We start from the raw sequence: 20878 nt of genomic DNA, 5'->3' as shown, positions 1-20878 counted from the left end.
AGCAACTAGTTGTTTTTTTGGTTAAATTACTGGTGTTCTTCAGAAATGTTCACTAGTTTTATTTCAACCCCTTTATCGGAAAAATGTTGAATCGTTTTTTTAGACAGTGTGTCGTCTGTAATAATGACATCTACTTCTTCAAGAGGACATACTTGAATAGCTACATCCTTGTTAAATTTTGAAGAATCAGTAGCGACATAGACGGTTTGAGAAATCGAAATAATTTTTTTTCTCGTAATAGCTTCTTCTAGATTAAAGTCGGAAATCCCCTTTTCAAGAGATACCCCACTAGCGCAAATAAAAGCCCTATTAATATTTAGATGTTCGAAGTGGAAGAGAAATTCATTCGATGTAACCGATTTTTCAGAGTGACGCACTTTTCCACCGAGCAGTATAACTTCAATATTAGAGCCGATTAGATCGAAAGCTACAGGTAATGAGTTTGTCACGACTGTTAATTTTTCCTTGTCCAATAAAAATGGTGTCATTTGATATGTAGTTGTTCCACTATCGATAAAAATACATTCTCCATCTTGAACAAGAGAAGCACTTGCTTTGGCGATGGCAATTTTTTCTGTTAACTGTTCATGTAGTCGTTGATCAATTAGTCCCTCTACAGGTTCAATATATTTAATACCTCCATAAAACTTCTCAATTTTCTTGTCTTGCACTAGCTGTTGAATATCGCGACGAATTGTTTCCATTGAGACATTAAATTCTTTCGTGAGTGTTACCAATTTCACAACCTTATGCTGTCTTGCAAATTGTAATATTTGTTGTTGTCTTTCAATCATATACATTTCATCACCTCTAATAGATATTTACTCAAAGTATACATAACTTTGTCAACAGTTGGTCAGAATTTACTCAACATTTACACAAAGGCGCATTTTCCTTTACAAATGGCCCCTATACTAAAGCTAAGAACTGAGAGAGGTGACCAATTTGTTAGAACTGAAAAATATCTCAAAAAGCTATAAAAATAAGCAAGTCTTAGTAGATATCAATGTAACCATCGAATCAGGTGAAATCATATCTTTATTAGGGCCGAGTGGCTGCGGTAAAACTACTTTGCTTAATATTATCTTAGGGCTTGCAGAGCAAACGGGTGGTCAGCTGCTCTACAATGGGCAAGATATATCGAAGAAATCCATGCAAGAAAGAGGATTCAATATTGTTTTTCAGGATTTTGCGTTATTCCCTCATTTAAATGCCTACGACAATATTGTATATGGATTGAAAAATATAAATAAGCAAATGTCCAAAGAAGATGTACAGGAATATATTGATTTTTTAGAACTGACTCCGCATTTGCAAAAAAAGATTCATGAATTATCAGGTGGTCAAAAGCAACGTGTATCTATTGCTAGAACGCTTGTTATGCAACCCAACATACTTTTGTTAGATGAGCCGTTAAGCGCACTTGATGGGGTCATTAAGGAATCTATCAAGGAGCGTATTAAATCAATTGCTCGTGAATTTAATTTGACGACAATTATTGTGACCCATGATCCAGAAGAAGCGCTAACTTTATCGGATAAAGTTTTGATCATTAATGAAGGAACAGTCGCTCAATTCGGTACACCACATGAAATCGTAGCAGCACCGAAAAATTCATTTATTGAGGATTTTATTTTAAAGCAGCTTCATATTAAGCGAAATAATATCTATCAATTGTTTGGAGAAACATATGCTTAAAACGAATAAAATGATGAAATTAATCTTTCTGCCGATTCTATTATTCCTCCTATTTTTTTTAATAGTGCCATTGATTTATATGTTTTGGCACTCTTTAAAAGTAGGAAATGATATTTCCGTTCAACATTATATAGATGCTTTAAAAAATGTAGAAATCCGTGATGCTTTCTTCAATAGCTTTAAAGTTTCTTTTGTGGCATCTGTCATTACAACCATTTTAGCTTTTTTATTGGCATATGCTGTTCATTTTACAACGATGCATCGCCATACAAAAAAGCTAGTACAAATAGGAATTACGTTGCCTATGCTATTGCCGACTATCACCTATGGCTTCGTGTTGATTTATACATTTGGTAATCAAGGAATTCTAACAAGATTAGCTGGACAACCACTTTTCACGATTTATGGATATAACGGTTTGGTGATAGGTTACATCTTATACACATTGCCAGTCGCTTTTATTCTAATGCAAAACTCTATGCAATATATCGATAAACGATTTTTGCTAGTGTCTATGTTAATGCATGATCGTCCGCTCCGTCGTTTTTATCATACGGTATTACGTCCGATGCTTGGGACGATTGGTGGTGCGTTTATTTTAACATTTATTTTAAGCTTTACAGATTTCGGAATCCCTGCATCAGTAGGTGGTAATTACAGGGTAATTGCCACTGAACTTTATCAAGCTATGCTAGGTTCGATTGTGCATTTTGAGCGTGGGGCAGTTATTTCAGTGTTAATGCTTGCCCCAGCTATATTGGGTGTCCTCATGTTAACCATTTTAGAACGTTTTAATTTTCATTATAAACAGGCGGGGAGAAGTGAACTTGTTAAACATCGTCTTCGTGACACATTGTTTACTGCCTATTCAATTGCCTCTGTTGCAGTCGTATTTATCATTTTTTCAACCATGTTTATCGTTCCATTTACGAAGGGTTATCCCTATGATTTCAGCTTTACATTTGAACATGTGCAAAATGTGTTAGCGGAGAAAGATTTAATAAAGGTGTATGTTAATTCACTTATCGTGGCGGCTTTAACAGCTGTTTTAGGTGTAATGATTACATTTATGTCGGCTCTTCTTAATGCAAGGACGCCATTGAAAGGAAGGAAAAGCTTAGATATTGCCTCAATGATTACTAACACAGTTCCTGGAATGGTGCTTGGTCTATCGTATTTGTTTTTCTTTAATGGAAGTTCATTAAAGGGTACATTTCTTATCATTATCGCATGTAATATTGTGCATTTTTTTACAACACCTTATTTAATGGCTAAAAATTCATTGCAAAAGATGGACCCAACCTGGGAAGTGACAGCGGAGCTATTAAAGGATTCTTGGTTAAAAACAGTCATACGCATTATCTTGCCAAATATTAAACCGACCATTTATCAAATGTTTAGCTACTATTTTTTAAATGCAATGGTCACGGTCAGTGGCGTTATTTTCCTTGTCAGCACAAAGACTATGCTTGTTTCGACAAGAATAAAAGAGCTTCAGCATTTTGCAAAATATACAGATATTTTCGTACTATCGATATTCATTTTATGTACAAACCTCATTGTGAAATTAGGTTGTGATTATATAACAGCACATCAAGAAAAAGTGGAGGAGATCTCAAAATGAAAAAATCAACAATCATGATGTTAGGGACAGTTAGTGCGGCAGCAATAATATTAACTGCATGTGGAGGGGGAGAAGCAGGTTCGAAAGATGAAATAATTATTTATTCAAATGCAGATGATGAGGCAATTGAAGTAATGGAATCTACATTAGACGAAAAAGGCTATAAAGGAAAATATGTAATTCAATCATTCGGTACTTCAGAGTTGGGTGGAAAAATGATGGCTGAAGGAACAGATATTGAAGCGGATATCGTAACGATGGCTTCTTATTTTATAGAAAGCGCCCAAACCTCGAAATCCATGTTTACAGATATTTCTTCGGATTTAAAACCTCTTGATGGCGGTGTTACATATGCATTGCCTATTTTGGGAAATGTTGGATCTATTTTTATTAATACAGGTGTTTTGCAGCAAAAGGACTTGCCGGTTCCAACAACGATAAAAGATTTGACGGACCCTGCCTTTAAGGATTTACTCTCATTCCCTAATATTATGGACTCTTCAACCGGTTGGCTATTAGTACAAGCCATTATTAAAGAATATGGTGAGCAAGAGGGACAAAGGATTTTGGCGGATTTAATTAAAAATGCTGGACCTCATATTGAAAGCTCTGGATCAGGACCAATAAAAAAAGTGAAGACAGGAGAAGTAGCAGCTGGATTTGGTTTACGTATTCAAGCTATTGATGCCAAAAAAGAAGGACTACCAATAGAATATATAGACCCAGTGGAAGGGAACTTTACGCTAACAGAATCAGTGGCTGTGGTAGATAAAGAAGGAGATGAAACTTTAGCTAAAGAAATGGCAAAGGTAATTGCAACAGAGGCTCGAAATGGTTTATTAGAGCAATACCCTGTAACGCTTTATGAAGGAGAGCAGGTAAAGGCAGAGCATGTGCCGGCACACCTTAAAAAGTGGGATACTACCTTAACAGTAGATTTACTAGAAAAACACCAAGCTTTCTTTAAAGAAGCGCAAAAATAAGGGGTTGTAGAAGATGAGCAACTATAAATTATTAACACCAGGACCATTAACAACTACTAAGACAGTCAAACAGGAAATGTTAAAGGATCGCTGTACGTGGGATGACGACTATAAAAATGTGACACAAGTGATACGGAAGCAACTCTTAAATTTAGCGCAAGTCGATGAGCCACATTATACAGCAGTACTAATGCAAGGTAGTGGCAGTTTTGTTGTAGAGTCGGTGCTAACAACTGCTGTGGGTGAAGATGATAAATTGCTAATTATAACGAATGGCGCTTATGGTGAAAGAATTGTAGAAATGGCTAAAGTGTTAAGATTGGCACTAGTTGTTTATAGTGTCCCTTATGATAAACAGCCATCATCGTTAGAAGTTCAAGCGTTACTAGAAAAAGATGCAAGTATTACACATGTGGCGGTTGTACACTGTGAAACAACTACTGGTATTTTAAATCCAATTAAAGAAATAGGAGAAGTTGTTCATTCTTTCAACAAAACATTTATCGTAGATGCTATGAGTAGCTTTGGTGGTGTGCCAATGGATTTATCCGACTTGGATATTGATTTTTGTATTAGTAGTGCCAATAAATGTATTCAAGGTGTTCCTGGTTTTGGGTTCGTCATTGCTAAAACAAATATATTGGAAAAATGCAAAGGACAAGCGCGCAGTGTAGCCTTAGATTTATATAGTCAATGGGAAGTAATGAAAAAGGATGGGAAGTGGCGTTTTACTTCCCCAACACATGTAGTAGCGGCATTTGCTAAGGCGTTAGAAGAGTTAGTGGAAGAAGGAGGAGTTAACGCACGTTACCAACGTTATGCTGATAATAATCTATTACTGCGTTCTCGTTTATCGGTACTAGGGTTCGAGGCATATATTTCTGAAGAGCTACAATCACCGATTATTACAACGTATTTGTTCCCACATAAAGAATTTTCTTTTGAACATTTTTATCAGGAAATGAAAAAGGCAGGCTTTGTCATCTATCCTGGTAAGCTGACAGATGTAGATACATTCCGTATTGGAAATATTGGGGATATATATGAGGAAGATATGCAGGCCTTATGTGAAGTCATTGAAAACTATATGGTGGTGAAAAATAATGAAAATTGAAACAGTTATTTTGGATTGGGCAGGTACAGCAGTTGATTTTGGTTGCTTTGCCCCTGTAAATGTCTTTTTAACGATTTTTGAAGATGCTGGTGTAACAGTAACCCTTGAGGAAGCTCGTAAACCTATGGGCATGCTGAAAATTGATCATATTCGTACGATGCTTGAAATGCCAAGGATTAATGAGGAATGGAAACGAGTTCATCGCCAGCATTTTACGGAGGAAGATGTACATCTTCTATACAATCAATTTGAGTCAAAGCTAATGGAATCTTTGGCGACCTACACAAATCCTATTCAGCATGTAACCGCGACTGTACAGCAATTAAGAGAAGCGGGTATTCGATTTGGTTCTACTACAGGCTACACAGATTTCATGATGGAAGTCGTAACAAAACAGGCTGCTACGAAGGGCTATCAACCAGATTTTTTAGTAACTCCGACACAGGTTAGTGATAAAGGGCGACCCTATCCGTATATGATTTTCAGAAATATGGAGGCATTAGGAGCGAAATCAACCAAGCAAGTAGTAAAGGTCGGCGATACAACATCAGATATAAAAGAGGCGCTGAATGCAGGTGTTTGGGCTGTTGGTGTTATTATTGGAAGTTCGGAAATGGGACTGTCTGAAGAAGAGTTCCTAGCTTTAACTGCTGAAGAACAACAACAAGCCATTGAAAAAACAAAACGTATTTTTGAGATGACTGGTGCACACTATACCATTGAAACGATGAAAGACCTACCTATATTAATTAATACGATAAATGAAGAGCTAGCAAATGAAACGAACGATAGAAATTGAGAACAAAGAAAAAACAAACCTCAGCACAATTGCTGAGGTTTGTTTTGTTGATTTGCTTTTAATCACGCTCATAAGGAATTGAATCTGGAATTTCGGCAAATGGATTTTTCTCATTAATACGGTCATAAAACATGACACCGTTCAAATGATCTAATTCATGCTGAAAGGCGATGGCAGGCAATCCTTTAAGGCGCATTTTCTTCTCTTCCCCATCTATAGTTTTAAATTTTACTGTAATGCGTGCATGGCGTGGGACGTATCCAGGAACATTACGATCAACTGAAAGACAACCTTCTCCAGCAGAAAGGTATGTATTTTCAACTGAATGGCTGACTATTTTGGGGTTTATGGCTACGAAGCTTAATTGTTCACCAGCATCATCTTGCAAATGAAGTGCAAACATACGCTGTAGACTATTTACTTGATTGGCAGCTAAGCCTATGCCGCTGCGTAAATTATATTTTTCTGCCATTTCTGGGTCTTGGCTATTGATTAAGTACTGCAGCATATCCTCGGCGAGCTGCCTTGTTTCATCAGATAAAGGGAATTTAACTTCCTCAGCTTTCGTGCGTAAAGTCGGATGACCTTCGCGGATAATATCATCCATTAAAATCATATAGTAATCTTCCTTTCATCTTTGTAGTGCTCTATTAATTAGTATACATCACGTCTAAAAACAATCACATGAAAAAAGACCTTATTTGAATATACTCAAAAAATTTTTCGAATGCTATTAGATTTTCTAGAATGGGGTATTCTACTATTGGAAAACCTGTTGAAAAACTTAAGAATTACAAGGTGTAAATATGGTGTTCTAATACAGAATTTCGTTATTAGTAATACAGTATAGGACAGAGATAATTAAATGTTATTCTAGAAAAAATCTTTGTTTATAGCCGTAATATATGATTGACCGACAGTATTTTATTCAGTATACTGAGTGTCAAGAATAAGTTGTACTAGTCAAAAAGGTGATTTATTTTAATACAGCTGAAAGGGAGATGTGACAAATGAGCAAGAAAAACAATAATATTTTTGATGCTAAACAAACGCTAACTGAAATCGAAGATAAGTTTGAAATGTTTCAAATTTTGAATGAAGAAGGCGAAATTATAAATAATGAGGCAGATCCTAAATTATCGGATGAAGAATTAGTTGAACTAATGACACGTATGGTTTACACACGTATTTTAGACCAACGTTCAATCTCACTGAACCGTCAAGGCCGTTTAGGTTTCTATGCACCAACGGCAGGTCAGGAAGCTTCTCAGCTTGCTTCACACTTTGCATTAGAACAAGAGGATTGGATTTTACCAGGATATCGTGATGTTCCACAAATCGTGTGGCATGGCTTACCTTTAGATAAAGCGTTTTTATTCTCTCGTGGTCATTTCATGGGGAACCAGGTTCCTGAGGGTGTAAATGTTTTAGCACCTCAAATTATTATCGGTGCTCAATATATTCAAGCAGCTGGTGTTGCACTAGGTATTCAAAAGCGTGGGAAAAAGGCTGTTGCCGTAACATATACAGGTGATGGTGGTTCATCACAAGGGGATTTCTATGAAGGTATTAACTTTGCAGGTGCATTTAAATCTCCAGCAATCTTCATTGTCCAAAATAACCAATATGCAATTTCAACACCACGTGAACTCCAAACTGCTGCAAAAACAATTGCTCAAAAAGGTGTGGCTGCAGGTTTACCAAGTATTTTAGTAGATGGAATGGATGCGCTTGCAGTTTACGTTGCAACTCGTGATGCACGTGAGCGTGCTATTAATGGTGAGGGTCCAACGTTAATTGAAACAATGTGTTATCGTTATGGCCCACATACAATGGCTGGGGATGACCCAACGCGTTACCGTACTTCTGATACAGATAATGAATGGGCTCAAAAAGACCCACTTGTACGCTTCCGTAAATACTTAGAAGCTAAAGGTCTATGGGATGAGAAGAAAGAAGAAGCAGTTATTGAGCGCGCAAAAGAAGAGATTAAAGAAGCCATTAAAAAAGCTGATGCTGCTCCAAAACAAAAAGTAACAGAGTTAATGGAAAACATGTATAAAGGCGAAATGCCATCTAATTTAAAAGAACAGTATGAAATCTATAAAGAGAAGGAGTCGAAATAACCTATGGCACAAATGACGATGATTCAAGCAATTACAGATGCACTTCGCACAGAATTAAAGAATGATGAAAACGTTCTTGTATTCGGGGAAGATGTAGGTGTCAACGGTGGGGTATTCCGCGCGACAGAAGGCCTACAAAAAGAATTCGGAGTTGACCGCGTTTTTGATACGCCGTTAGCAGAATCAGGTATTGGTGGCTTAGCAGTCGGTCTTTCTCTACAAGGATTCCGTCCAGTTCCTGAAATTCAGTTCTTCGGCTTCGTTTATGAAGTAATGGATTCAATTAGTGGTCAGTTAGCACGTATGAGCTACCGTAGTGGCGGCGTATATAACGCACCAGTAACAATTCGTTCACCATTTGGTGGTGGAGTGCATACTCCTGAGATGCACTCAGATAGCTTAGAAAGCTTAATGACTGCACAACCAGGTTTAACGGTAGTTGTACCATCAACACCTTACGATGCAAAAGGTTTACTTATTTCATCTATTCGTAATGACAACCCAGTTATTTTCTTAGAACATTTAAAACTTTACCGTTCATTCCGTGAAGAAGTACCAGAAGAAGCTTACGAAATTCCACTAGGAAAAGCGGATGTAAAACGTGAAGGTAAAGATTTAACAATTGTTGCTTACGGTTTAATGGTTCATGAAAGCTTAAAGGCTGCAGAAGAACTTGAAAAAGAAGGCCACTCTGTTGAAGTAATTGATTTACGTACAATTCAACCAATTGATATCGAAACAATTATTGCGTCTGTAGAAAAAACAGGTCGTGCAATCGTTGTACAAGAAGCACAAAAACAAGCAGGTATCGCGGCAAATGTAGTAGCAGAAATTACTGAGCGCGCAATTCTAAGCTTAGAAGCGCCTGTTCTTCGTGTGGCTGCACCAGATACTGTGTACCCATTCCCACAAGCTGAAGGTGTTTGGTTACCAAACTACAAAGATGTAATGGAAACAGCGAAAAAAGTTTTAACATTCTAATGAAGCTTCTAAACTTGAACATCAGTAAATAGAAAGGATGGGTACACATGGCATTTGAATTCAGATTACCGGATATTGGCGAGGGAATTCACGAAGGCGAAATCGTGAAATGGTTCGTCAAGGCTGGAGATACAGTAAAAGAAGACGATATTCTTTGTGAAGTACAAAATGATAAAGCAGTAGTAGAAATTCCTTCACCAGTTGAAGGAACAGTAGAGGAAGTTTTAGTAGGAGAAGGAACAGTTGCCGTTGTAGGCGATGTTTTAATCCGTTTGGATGCACCTGGCTATGAAGATTTAAAGCTAAAAGGTGATAGTCATGCTGAAGAGAAAACAGAAGCACAAGTTCAAGCAACTGCTGAATCTGGTCAGAACGTAGAGAAAGCTCCTGCTAAAGAGGAGAAAGCACCAGAGAAAGCTCCTGAAAAAGCCGAGACAGTTGTTGATGAAACAAAACGTGTTATTGCGATGCCTTCTGTTCGCAAATTTGCACGTGATAACGACGTAAACATCCGTGAGGTAAAAGGTTCAGGCAAAAATGGTCGTATTTTGAAAGAGGATATTACAAACTTCTTAAATGGTGGAGGTACTGTTGAGACAGAATCAGCAACTGATGTGACAGTTGAAGAAGCTGTTCAACAAGAAACTACTCCAACAGCACCAGTTGTTCTTGAAGGGGAATTCCCAGAAACTCGTGAGAAAATGTCTGGTATTCGAAAAGCGATTGCAAAAGCAATGGTACACTCGAAACAAACAGCTCCACATGTTACACTAATGGATGAAGTCGATGTAACAGCTCTTGTAGCGCATCGTAAAAAATTCAAAGATATCGCAGCTGAAAAAGGTGTTAAATTAACATACTTACCTTATGTAGTGAAAGCACTAATCTCAACATTACGCGAATTCCCAGAATTTAATCGCTCATTAGATGATGCAACACAAGAAATTATCCAAAAGCATTACTACAATATTGGTATTGCAGCGGATACTGAAAAAGGTTTACTTGTCCCAGTAATCAAGCATGCAGATCGCAAGTCTGTATTTGCAGTGTCAAATGAAATTAATGAGTTAGCGACTAAAGCCCGTGAAGGTAAACTTGCACCACATGAAATGAAAGGTGCATCTATGTCTATTACGAATATTGGCTCTGCGGGAGGTCAATGGTTTACACCAGTAATTAATCATCCTGAAGTAGCAATTCTAGGTATTGGTCGAATTTCAGAAAAACCTGTAATAAAAAATGGTGAAATTGTAGCCGCACCTGTGTTAGCATTATCATTGAGCTTTGATCATCGTATGATCGATGGAGCCACTGCGCAAAATGCTTTAAATCACTTGAAGCGTTTGTTAAGTGAGCCAGAATTATTATTAATGGAGGCGTAACAAAAATGGTAGTAGGAGATTTCCCAATCGAAACAGATACTCTTGTCATTGGTTCAGGTCCTGGAGGATATGTAGCAGCAATTCGTGCAGCTCAAACTGGCCAAAAAGTAACAATCGTTGAAAAAAATGTACTTGGTGGTGTGTGCTTAAACGTAGGTTGTATTCCATCAAAAGCATTAATTTCAGTAGGTCACCGTTTTGAGCAAGCTAAGCATTCAGATGACATGGGAATCATCGCTTCTGATGTGAAATTAGACTTCTCAAAAGCACAAGCATTTAAAGACAGCGTTGTTAAAAAATTAACTGGCGGTGTTGAAGGCTTACTTAAAGGGAACAAAGTTGAAATTGTACAAGGTGAAGCTTATTTCGTTGACGCTCATTCAGTGCGTATCATCAATGGTGAATCTGCTCAAACTTACACATTTAACAATGTCATTATTGCAACAGGTTCTCGTCCAGTTGAAATTCCTACATTCAAATTCTCTAAGCGCGTACTAAATTCTACTGGTGCACTTTCTTTACAAGAAGTTCCTGGTAAATTAGTGGTAATCGGTGGAGGTTACATTGGTACAGAGTTAGGATCAGCATATGCAAACCTTGGCTCACAAGTAACAATTATTGAAGGCGGAAAAGATATTTTAGCTGGCTTCGAAAAACAAATGACTCAAATCGTGAAAAAAGGCCTTAAAAAGAAAGGCGTTGAAATCGAAGTAAACGCATCTGCAAAAGGCGTTGAAGAAACAGAAAAAGGCGTAGTAGTAACTTATGAAGTTGGCGGAGAAGAGAAAAAAGTTGAAGCTGATTACGTATTAGTGACTGTAGGTCGTCGTCCAAATACTGATGAAATGGGCCTTGCTGAAATCGGCGTTGAATTCGGTGAACGCGGTCTAATCAATGTAGATAAACAATGTCGTACAAATATTTCAAATATCTATGCAATCGGTGATATCGTTGCTGGACCTCAGCTTGCACATAAAGCTTCTTATGAAGGCAAAGTTGCTGCTGAAGCAATTGCTGGTGAAAAATCAGTTGTTGACTATCTTGCTGTACCTGCTGTATGTTTCACAGATCCAGAAATGGCGACAGTTGGTTACAACGAAGAACAGGCAAAAGCAGAAGGTATCGAATACACTGCCGCGAAATTCCCATTCGCAGCAAATGGTCGTGCTCTTGCATTAAACCAATCTGAAGGCTTCGTGAAGCTTGTTGCTCGTAAAGAAGATGGTTTATTAATCGGTGCTCAAATCGTAGGTGCTGGTGCATCTGATATGATCGCTGAAATGGGCTTAGCCATTGAAGGCGGAATGACTGCTGAAGATATCGCATTAACAATTCATGCTCACCCAACATTAGGTGAAATTACAATGGAAACTGCTGAAGTATTACTTGGCAACCCAATTCACATTGTAGCAAAAAAATAATGTAAAACCGTTTAAACGGCTATAAAGCAAATGCTTTGTAGCCGTTTTTTGTATATTATCTATAATTTTGTTAAAGTAAATATATTGTTAAGAATATTCGAAAATATTTGGGGTGAATATAATGGAACTAGGCTTAAAGGGGAAAGTAGCAATTATAACAGGATCGAGTAAAGGTATTGGCTATTATACGGCCATGCAACTTGTAAAAGAGGGTGCACAGGTTGTCCTTTGTGCACGTGGAGAAAAACAGCTACAGGTGGCAGCTGGGTGTATTAAAAATGAAACGGGTATCGATGTTTTAATTGTTCCAACGGATATTACTAAAGAAAAAGATTGTAAGAATCTAATTGAGCGTACAGTTGAACATTTTGGACATGTTGATATTCTCATTAATAATGCTGGGACAGCTTCAGCAAATCCTTTTGAATCTGTGAGTAGTGAGCTGTGGCAAGCAGATTTAGATTTAAAGGTATTTGGGGCTATTCATTGCTCAAAATATGCTGCGCCATATATGCGTAAGGCTGGTGGCGGTGCAATCGTTAATGTGACTGCGGTGATGGCTAAGACTCCCCCTGCAAGCTCGCTTCCTACAACTGTTAGCCGTGCTGCGGGACTTGCCTTGACAAAAGCGATGAGTAAGGATTTAGGTAAGGATAATATCCGTGTAAATTCTGTATGTATTGGGCTTATTCGCAGTGATCAAATCGAAAAAAAATGGAAGAAGGAAGATCCTAGTTTATCGTGGGAAGACTATTCTCGTAAAGTAGGACAATCTATTCCACTTGGTCGTGTAGGTGATACACAAGAAGCTGCTAACGTCATTACGTTTTTAGTATCTGATGCAGCTAGCTATGTTACCGGGACCTCATTGAATATTGATGGTGGTTCTGGTCACGCATTATAGTGAAAAAATCCACTATACTTTCATTAATAGAATGTGTAGTGGATTTTATGGATTATCCTTCTTCGTTAATCAGAACATTTTTACCACGCATTTTCATGAATAGTGGTATAAGTAACCAAGCAATAGCAGCTATTAAAAATAGTAATGATAAAGGCTTTACTATAAAAATAGAAAAATCACCATTAGAAATAGTTAATGCACGGCGCATATTATTTTCAATCATCGGTCCTAGGACAAGTGCTAGTACTAAAGGTGCTACTGGATAGTCATTTTTAGCAAATAGATAACCGAGCACACCACAAGCTAATAATAAAAATAAATCAAAAGTGGCGAATTGTACTGCATACACACCAAAAATTGAAATCGCAACAATAATGGGCAATAAATATTTTTTCGGAGTTTCTATGATTTTTGCAAAAATACGAACGAGAGGCATGTTTAAGGCTAATAACATAAAGTTTCCTATAAACATACTGGCAATTAATCCCCAAGCAACTTGAGGATGCTCATCAAATAATAATGGACCTGGCTGAATATTATACATAATAAGTGCACCCATTAAAATAGCAGTTGTACCTGAACCAGGAATACCTAATGTTAGCAATGGAATCATTGCGCCTCCTGATGCAGCATTGTTCGCTGATTCAGGTCCAGCAACACCGGCAATATGGCCTTTTCCAAACTTCTCAGGTGTTTTACTGAATTTCTTTTCGGTAATATAAGAAAAGAATGAGGCAAGTGTTGCGCCTGCGCCAGGTAAAACGCCAATGAAAAATCCTAGTAGTGAACCGCGAGCGATAGGGATAGCGCTTTCTTTTAAATCCTGCTTTGTTGGTAATACACGATTAATTTTTGCTAATTGACCATCTTCCTCATCTCTTTCAAGTATCGTTTTAAATACTTCTCCTAATGCAAATAAACCAACGGCAATTGTTAAAAATTCAATACCTGAGAACAGCATAGGTTGACCAAATGTAAAGCGTTCGATTCCGGATACAGCATCAATGCCAACTGTACCGAGCATAAGTCCTAAGGCAGTCATAATTAAAGCTTTTGTAATAGAGCGGCCTGCAAGTCCACTTACTGCAGCAAGCCCTAGTAACATTAATGAAAAGTATTCTGCTGGTCCAAATTTAAGGGCTAATTTTGATAATGGATTCGCTAATAGTATTAGACCAAGTAATGCTATAACCCCAGCACAAAAGGAACCAATTGCTGCAATAGAAAGAGCACTTCCAGCACGTCCTTGCTTAGCCATTTGGTAGCCATCCAATGTAGTAACAACTGATGAGGATTCACCAGGTGTATTTAATAAAATCGAAGTGGTAGAACCACCATACATGGCTCCATAATAAACCCCTGCAAGTAAAATAATTGAGCTTGTAGCGGCGGCCTCCGTAGGTAATCCCGCTGTAATGGTTGCGGTTACTGGGATTAATAAAGCAACGCCGCTCATTGGACCTATGCCAGGAAGGACACCAACTGCTGTTCCAATTATGACACCAACAAGAGCGAATAAAAGATTTTGCCATTGAAGGGCAATAGCAAATCCATCAGCTAAAAATTGCAATGTAGACATATGTTCACTCCTTTACATTAAAAAGTTGGGAAACTAGGCAATGAACCTCCTAGTAAACTTGTAAATAAATAATAGACACCCAATGAAAATCCAGCGGCAATAATAATGGAATAAATAAGCTTAGCTCGTTCCATCGTTTGGAAGCTAATACATAAAAATAAAAACGTTGTGATCACATAGCCTATTTTTTCTAGGAAGAATACATAGGCGATCGCACTAACAAAAATGATTAAAAATTTCTTGAGCTCAGTAGATGAGGTTTTAGAAGGTGCAGTGGGTCCTCCTGTAATTCTCTCCCTTACAGCATTTTTCCATGATTCATAAAATAGTTGAAGACTTAATAAACCTAAAATAATACCTAAACCTAGTGGAAATATTTTAGGACCGACTGTAGATCCATAAGCACTATCAGAAATTTGCGTTGCTTGAAAGATAAATAAAATGCTAACAGCTAAGAGGATAATGCTAAATGTTTTATCAAATGTGTAATTCAATCGTTATACACCTCCGTTGATAATAATTTAAGGTTGCACAAGTAAATCTTATTGTATGGAAATACTTGTGCTCTTTTTCGACACAGGCTATTCTTTACTTTTGCATACCAAGAGCTGTCAATAGTTCTACGATGATTTTATTCTGATTGTCTAGGTAAGTTGTAAAATCCTCAGCATTGCGGTATTCAGCTTGCCAGCCATTACGTGACACCTCAGCTTGCCATTCTTCTGATTCAGCCATTGCTTGTAATTTTTCAGACCAGTAGGTAACCGCATCTTCACTCATATTTTTCGGACCAAAAATACCACGCCAAATAGTAAATTCTTCATCAATACCAGCCTCTTTAAATGTAGGAACTTCTGCTAGCTCACCTTCTAAACGTTCAGAGGAACTTACGGCTAATACACGCACATCTCCTGATTTAACATAAGTAGCAATTGTCGAAGCATCTGTTGCAATGACATCAGCGTTGCCGCCTAGTAACGCGGTTACAGCTTCACCACCACCATCGTAAGAAACGTATTTAATTGTTTTTAAGTCTAAGCCAGCTTTATAGGCAGGAATAATTCCTACTAGATGATCCATAGAGCCCGGTGCAGAGCCACCTGCTAAAGTAACATCTTTTGGCGAATCTTTTATAGCATTTAATACATCTTCAAGCGTTTGGAATGGAGAATCCTTCTTAACAACAATTGCACCATAGTCACGCGTTAATTGTGCTAAGGGTGTAGTGTCCTTGTAGCCAAATTTACTATTTCCTTCAGCTTTTTCATGATTAATAAGAATTGGCGGTGATTTAACCATTAACATATAATCATTGCTTGCTTCCTTTGTAGCAAATGTTGCCATAAAGGCAGCACCACCGCCGCCTGGCTTGTTTTCAACTTGAATTGATTTATTAATTAAACCTGTATCATTCATCGTTTTTGCTACTGCACGAGCTGTTAAATCCCAACCACCCCCCGCCCCTGATGGAGCAACAATGGTAATATTACTTTTCGGATAATTATTTGCTTTTTTTCCTTCTGCTGTTTCTCCATTTGATGATGAACAGCCAACTAAACTAGTAAATAGTAAGCCAGCTATCATAACTTTTGAAATCTTCCTCCACATAAAAATCCCCCTTAAAAATAAAATGATAGCGCTATCATTCGAGCGCTATCATAACTATAACTTATATCAGAATTGTGAAAATATTGTGGTGATATTGTGGATTAACGTCATTTTGTTCATAAAGTTTATGAGAAAATAAAGTATCGCCGTTCAGGACGACCAACTGTGCCATAAGTTAGTTCGATATAGGCCTGCTTTTGTGTGACTAAAAATTCTAAATAGCGGCGAGCAGTGGAACGACTAACACCAATATTTTTTCCTAACAGTTCAGCTGTACTACCATCTTTCCTTGTGCTTAAATAGTTGATGACATGATTCATCGTTGTTAGATCAATGCCCTTTGGTAATAGTAGCTGTGTATCCTCTGGGATGGATGAAGCAGTTTTGGGCCAAAGGCATTGAATTTTTTCTTGTGTAAATTTCTCATTATTTTGCAGGAGTAGATGCTTGAAACGGAATTTTTCTATACTTTCTTTTAGTTGATCGAATGTAAATGGCTTTAAAATATAGTCAGTAACATTTTTACGATACGCTTTTTGTACAATATGAGCCTCCGTGGCTGCGGTAATCAAAATAATGCTACTGGTTGGGCTCATTTTTTTGATTTTATCAATTAGATCCACGCCAAGTATATCTGGTAAAAATACATCGAGTAATATTAGCTGTGGTGCAAATGATTGAAGCCAGTCTAAAGCTTCTTCTCCAGTATTTGCACACGCAATTACTGTAAATCCTTCAATTTTCTCTAAAAAACGACGATGTACGTCTGCTACACGTACATCGTCTTCAATTACTAGCACTTCAATATCAGTCATTGTTAATAGTCCCCCTTTTACTAATAGAAATGATAAATAGGGCACCTCCTAAATCGCCTTCCCCAAGAGCGAGTGTGCCGTTTAAATCATGGATGCTAGAAATTACTTTCTTTAACCCATAGCCTCGATGCTTCCTATCTTTAGTTGAGATATTTTCTGAAAATAATACATCTAGTTTTTCTTGTGCTATGCCATTGCCAGAATCCTCGACCTCAAAGATGATTTCCTCTCCATTATCAAAGATAAAAAGCCTTACAATTGGCTGTTGCTCCTTATTTCTTTCGACCTCCTCAAAAGCATTGGTTAGTAAATTGCCCATAATCGAAATAATAAGGCCTTTTTCGATATTTTCAGGGAAGGTTTCTAAATAACTATCTTCATCAAATATTAGTTGAATCTTTAATTCACGAGCACGATTAAAAAATCCGATAATTAAACCATTTAAGAATGGGTCTTTTACACGATTTGTAATAAATTGTGTTAACGACGAATGTCCTTGTACCTCATTATGAATAATTGTTAAAGCTTCCTCGGATGCATTTAATTGAATAAGACCAGAAATGGTATAAAGGATATTATTAAACTCATGTGTTTGTGCACGTAAAGCTTCTGTATATTGTTTTACTTGTGATAATTCAATCGCCATTTGCTCAATTTCTGATTGTAGCCGGAAACTTGCTACAGCACCGACAATTTTACCATTCACTCTCATAGGAACACGGTTAACGATAATTTCATCACCGTTGATAATCATTAATTTATCAAGCTGTTTCTCACCATTCATTAATACATTTAGTAGGTGTGTATTTGGGATATGTTGCTTAATATTATGTCCAATAATCGAAGCAGAATCGGGTAAATTTAAGATATTGGCGGCGGCATTGTTTAATGTTGTAATTTTGCCTTTATCGTTGATCGTAATAATAGCTTCTCGTACTGATTCTATTAAAGTATTTTTTTCTGTTAATAGATTGGCAATTTCATTTGGCTCCAGATTAAAAATTTGCTTTTTAATATTACGGGATAAAATAATAGAGCCAATAATACCGATGGTGAGTGCAATAATGATTGTATAAAAAATGTTATCCAAGTATAAAAAATATAAGTTATCCAATTCACTTGTTAAATAGCCAATTGACACAACGCCTAAAATCGCTCCATTCGTATCAAAGATAGGCGCTTTCCCACGTATAGATTGTCCCATTGAACCATCGGCGATTGAAATATAAGATTCACCGTTGATCAATGCTCTGTCATTATCATCACCTACCATGGATTTGCCAATACGGTCGGCGAGAGGGTGGGTGTAGCGAATGCCATTTTTATCACCGATTACAACATAAGTAGCTTTTGCAGCAACCATAATATCATTGCTAATTTTTTGCAGACTTTCTGATGGGTTGTCGGTGTGAAAGGCTTCTATTACGTCGCCCCTACTAGCAGTTGTTTCCGCCAAATAAAGCGCTCGATTACCAATTTGTGTTTGCAGTGCATCAGAAATTGTTATGTAGAAGAGTAGACCAGCTAAAGTGACAATAAGAAATATTAAAAAGCTGCTGTAATAAGAAATGCGAGTTTGAAGTTTTAATGTTTTAAAGATAATAGAAGATCCCACCTTATTGTGTATTCTGGAGACTTATATTATTGTTTGAAAAATGAGTATCTTTTGTAATTTCAGATTATATATAAAAATTCTGGAATTTGCTAGCTAGTGAATAAAGAAAAGGGGATGAATAGAGGATATTTTTCATTGGTAAAAAAAGCTATTTGAATAGTCCTTAGTGACAATTCACCCTAAATATCGATTAAAAATTGTATATGTAAAAACTTAGAATCATTTTTAGTCTTTTTGTAACTGATTATTATTTTTCTAAAATTACAATAGACAGAAAATTCCTACAGATGTAGAATGAACGATATAGGGGGTGAAAAGTGGCGAAATGTTGAACGAAAATTTTGCTACAATTTTGTTGCGAGTTGCTCGAATCATTTTTCAAATTGGCATACTGACCATTTTTTATTATATGGGGGTAGGGATTGTTACTTATTTACACATACCGCTTCCAGGGAGTGTCATTGGATTACTGTTATTGGTACTTTCACTCATTTTTAAAATCATTAAGGTTGAATATATTCAAGATGGCGCAAGTTTTTTAATTGGCGTTTTAACGTTGTTTTTCATACCGGCAACAGTGGGTGTTATTGATTACCCAGAACTCATGTCAATTACTGGCTTGCTTATAATTCTAGCCGTTATTGCTAGTACATTAATCTCTATTTATGTCACAGGTTTACTGACGCAAATAATTGAGAAGAAAGAATTAAAGAAAAAAGAAGGAACAGAATCTATTGTTGAAGAAGGGAAGGGTGAGTTAACGGTTGATTGAAGCAATTGTTGTCCTGAGCACTATTATTATGTTCATATTATTTACGAAGCTTTATCAGCGATATCCACATCCTATTATGATTCCTTTAGTTACGACTACCGTCGTTAGTGCAGTGATTTTACTAGTTTTTAAAATCCCCTATGCTACATATATGGTAGGTGGAGAATGGCTTCAGAAAATGCTTGGGCCAGCTGTAGTTGCACTTGCCTATCCTCTTTATAATCAGCGGGCAATTATTATCAAATATAAATATTCTATTTTATCAGGACTCATCATCGGCATGGTGACAGGATTAATAACTATTTTTTTATTGTTAAGATCGATTGGTGTAAAATCTAGCTGGATGCTGACAGCCTTGCCTAAATCTCTAACAACGCCTGTTGGGATGCAGGTCAGCGAAACAATCGGTGGTATCCCGCCATTAACAGCTGTTTTTGTGATGATAGCAGGGTTTGTAGGGGCTATTATAGGCCCATTAGTTATTAAATATGGCAAAATCGACTCGGCGGTTAGTAGAGGGGTCGCAGTGGGGAGTGCCTCTCATGGTGTAGGACTTGTGAAATTAAGGGAATATGGAGAACAGGAATTATCAGTTGGTTCATTATCGATGGGCCTAACGGCTATTATTGGGGCTTTTTTCTGTCCATTATTTGTGTATTTATTTTTATAAAGAATTCTCATTTTAGGAGTTGTCTCAAATGGTTTGAGACAACTCATTTATTTTTTCTCAATAATGAATTGAATAGTATGGGCTAGTCCAGTGTGTAACGTCCCTTCATGGCGTATTTGCTCTCCTGTGAAAAAATGGATAATTTTGTGAGACTGACACCATTGCAGGACATGAATGGGGTCATATAAAAAATCGAGCTGCTGTGGACCACCAGACGCATAGGGGAGCTGATAAATAGAATATAATTCCATCATGATCCGCCCACCTTGCTTGACTGAATCGATAATCTTTTGGATGACAGCCTGCTGTTGTTGTAATTGAAAATGACCAAAAATCATAATAGCCGCATCATATTTCTCCACAGGTAGGTCATCCAGTAGTAGATCAGTTAGCATAGTTTGAACTGACACATAATGTTTCTGTGCTAATTGTTCTGTTTTCGTAAGACCACTTTGTGCATAATCATAGGCAGTGACAGTATGGCCCATTGAGGCTAAAAAAACAGCATTGCGTCCTTCACCTTCTGCATAGGCTGCGATATTAGGGCATTCTTTTAAATAATTTACATAATCTTTAATAAAGGCATTTGGTTGTTCACCATAAACGTATTCAGATCCTAGAAAACGTCGATTCCATGTATTCATGAATCCATTCCTCCTTTTCTATATTGTAGATAATGTGCATTCGTTATTCTAACTTTTAGCTTATAAAAGCTAATAATAAATTCTGGCTTCTAAGTTAATTGTGATCTATTATGTAATAATAATTAGGAGGTAAATTTTCTGGG

20 protein-coding genes are annotated in these 20878 nt (G+C 37.1%); 12 read left to right on the top strand and 8 right to left on the bottom strand.

Annotated elements, in window-relative coordinates; all coding sequences use genetic code 11:
- Nucleotides 1-26: 26 nt before the first annotated feature.
- The gene (locus AC3CH7_RS05995; RefSeq protein ID WP_488381613.1) at nucleotides 27-794 is read right to left on the bottom strand and encodes a DeoR/GlpR family DNA-binding transcription regulator; all 768 of its coding nucleotides are present in this window, start codon (nucleotides 792-794) and stop codon (nucleotides 27-29) included.
- A gap of 151 nt (nucleotides 795-945) precedes the next feature.
- On the opposite strand from AC3CH7_RS05995, the gene AC3CH7_RS05990 reads away from it, so the two are divergent.
- From AC3CH7_RS05990 to phnX, 5 genes are read left to right on the top strand one after another with little or no spacing between them, the layout of a single operon-like run.
- Nucleotides 946-1698: an ABC transporter ATP-binding protein gene (locus tag AC3CH7_RS05990; RefSeq protein ID WP_488381612.1), complete on the top strand. Its 753-nt coding sequence runs from the start codon at nucleotides 946-948 to the stop codon at nucleotides 1696-1698.
- The gene (locus tag AC3CH7_RS05985; RefSeq protein ID WP_325881150.1) at nucleotides 1691-3322 is read left to right on the top strand and encodes an ABC transporter permease subunit; all 1632 of its coding nucleotides are present in this window, start codon (nucleotides 1691-1693) and stop codon (nucleotides 3320-3322) included. Before AC3CH7_RS05990 ends, AC3CH7_RS05985 begins: the two co-directional genes overlap by 8 nt.
- On the top strand, nucleotides 3319-4305 hold the full coding sequence (locus AC3CH7_RS05980; RefSeq protein WP_488381611.1) for an extracellular solute-binding protein: 987 nt from the start codon (nucleotides 3319-3321) through the stop codon (nucleotides 4303-4305). The genes AC3CH7_RS05985 and AC3CH7_RS05980 overlap by 4 nt, the downstream gene beginning before the upstream one ends.
- Nucleotides 4306-4318: 13 nt before the next feature.
- A complete protein-coding gene (gene phnW, locus AC3CH7_RS05975; protein WP_488381610.1) occupies nucleotides 4319-5419 on the top strand; it encodes a 2-aminoethylphosphonate--pyruvate transaminase in 1101 nt (366 codons plus the stop codon).
- Entirely contained in the window at nucleotides 5409-6218 is an 810-nt protein-coding gene (gene phnX, locus AC3CH7_RS05970) for a phosphonoacetaldehyde hydrolase (protein WP_488381609.1), read from the top strand. The genes phnW and phnX overlap by 11 nt, the downstream gene beginning before the upstream one ends.
- Nucleotides 6219-6276: 58 nt before the next feature.
- Here the strand turns inward: phnX and def are convergent, their stop codons facing one another.
- Nucleotides 6277-6834: a peptide deformylase gene (gene def, locus AC3CH7_RS05965; protein ID WP_012293092.1), complete on the bottom strand. Its 558-nt coding sequence runs from the start codon at nucleotides 6832-6834 to the stop codon at nucleotides 6277-6279.
- Nucleotides 6835-7228: 394 nt separating this feature from the next.
- On the opposite strand from def, the gene pdhA reads away from it, so the two are divergent.
- From pdhA to AC3CH7_RS05940, 5 genes are all read left to right on the top strand, one after another.
- A complete protein-coding gene (gene pdhA, locus AC3CH7_RS05960) occupies nucleotides 7229-8344 on the top strand; it encodes a pyruvate dehydrogenase (acetyl-transferring) E1 component subunit alpha (protein WP_012293093.1) in 1116 nt (371 codons plus the stop codon).
- A 3-nt stretch (nucleotides 8345-8347) separates the two neighbouring features.
- A complete protein-coding gene (locus AC3CH7_RS05955) occupies nucleotides 8348-9325 on the top strand; it encodes an alpha-ketoacid dehydrogenase subunit beta (RefSeq protein ID WP_012293094.1) in 978 nt (325 codons plus the stop codon).
- 47 nt (nucleotides 9326-9372) lie between these two features.
- Nucleotides 9373-10707: a dihydrolipoamide acetyltransferase family protein gene (locus AC3CH7_RS05950; protein WP_207889685.1), complete on the top strand. Its 1335-nt coding sequence runs from the start codon at nucleotides 9373-9375 to the stop codon at nucleotides 10705-10707.
- A gap of 5 nt (nucleotides 10708-10712) precedes the next feature.
- Nucleotides 10713-12128 carry a dihydrolipoyl dehydrogenase gene (lpdA, locus tag AC3CH7_RS05945; RefSeq protein WP_488381608.1) on the top strand — a complete coding sequence of 472 codons (1416 nt, stop codon included), beginning with the start codon at nucleotides 10713-10715 and terminating at the stop codon, nucleotides 12126-12128.
- 121 nt (nucleotides 12129-12249) lie between these two features.
- A complete protein-coding gene (locus AC3CH7_RS05940) occupies nucleotides 12250-13032 on the top strand; it encodes an SDR family NAD(P)-dependent oxidoreductase (RefSeq protein ID WP_012293097.1) in 783 nt (260 codons plus the stop codon).
- Between the two features lie 52 nt (nucleotides 13033-13084).
- On the opposite strand, the gene AC3CH7_RS05935 is transcribed toward AC3CH7_RS05940, so the two are convergent.
- From AC3CH7_RS05935 to AC3CH7_RS05915, 5 genes are all read right to left on the bottom strand, one after another.
- A complete protein-coding gene (locus AC3CH7_RS05935; protein ID WP_012293098.1) occupies nucleotides 13085-14611 on the bottom strand; it encodes a tripartite tricarboxylate transporter permease in 1527 nt (508 codons plus the stop codon).
- A 17-nt stretch (nucleotides 14612-14628) separates the two neighbouring features.
- The gene (locus AC3CH7_RS05930; protein ID WP_012293099.1) at nucleotides 14629-15105 is read right to left on the bottom strand and encodes a tripartite tricarboxylate transporter TctB family protein; all 477 of its coding nucleotides are present in this window, start codon (nucleotides 15103-15105) and stop codon (nucleotides 14629-14631) included.
- A 94-nt stretch (nucleotides 15106-15199) separates the two neighbouring features.
- The gene (locus AC3CH7_RS05925; protein ID WP_031418871.1) at nucleotides 15200-16219 is read right to left on the bottom strand and encodes a tripartite tricarboxylate transporter substrate binding protein; all 1020 of its coding nucleotides are present in this window, start codon (nucleotides 16217-16219) and stop codon (nucleotides 15200-15202) included.
- A 125-nt stretch (nucleotides 16220-16344) separates the two neighbouring features.
- Nucleotides 16345-17034, bottom strand: coding sequence for a response regulator (locus AC3CH7_RS05920; protein WP_012293101.1), 690 nt, complete (start codon nucleotides 17032-17034; stop codon nucleotides 16345-16347).
- Nucleotides 17027-18649, bottom strand: coding sequence for a sensor histidine kinase (locus AC3CH7_RS05915; RefSeq protein WP_332873449.1), 1623 nt, complete (start codon nucleotides 18647-18649; stop codon nucleotides 17027-17029). Before AC3CH7_RS05915 ends, AC3CH7_RS05920 begins: the two co-directional genes overlap by 8 nt.
- 325 nt (nucleotides 18650-18974) lie before the next feature.
- On the opposite strand from AC3CH7_RS05915, the gene AC3CH7_RS05910 reads away from it, so the two are divergent.
- Together AC3CH7_RS05910 and AC3CH7_RS05905 are read left to right on the top strand one after the other, a co-directional pair.
- A complete protein-coding gene (locus AC3CH7_RS05910) occupies nucleotides 18975-19421 on the top strand; it encodes a CidA/LrgA family protein (RefSeq protein WP_031418876.1) in 447 nt (148 codons plus the stop codon).
- A complete protein-coding gene (locus AC3CH7_RS05905; protein ID WP_012293104.1) occupies nucleotides 19414-20091 on the top strand; it encodes an LrgB family protein in 678 nt (225 codons plus the stop codon). Before AC3CH7_RS05910 ends, AC3CH7_RS05905 begins: the two co-directional genes overlap by 8 nt.
- A 47-nt stretch (nucleotides 20092-20138) precedes the next feature.
- Here the strand turns inward: AC3CH7_RS05905 and AC3CH7_RS05900 are convergent, their stop codons facing one another.
- Nucleotides 20139-20735 (bottom strand): class I SAM-dependent methyltransferase, encoded by a 597-nt coding sequence (locus tag AC3CH7_RS05900; RefSeq protein ID WP_099805033.1) that lies wholly within the window; start codon nucleotides 20733-20735, stop codon nucleotides 20139-20141.
- Nucleotides 20736-20878: the final 143 nt, after the last annotated feature.

It is taken from the genome of Lysinibacillus sp. F12, assembly GCF_057773605.1.
The sequence above is the reverse complement of the archived record's forward strand: the minus strand, read 5'-3'. Positions and strand labels throughout refer to the sequence as shown.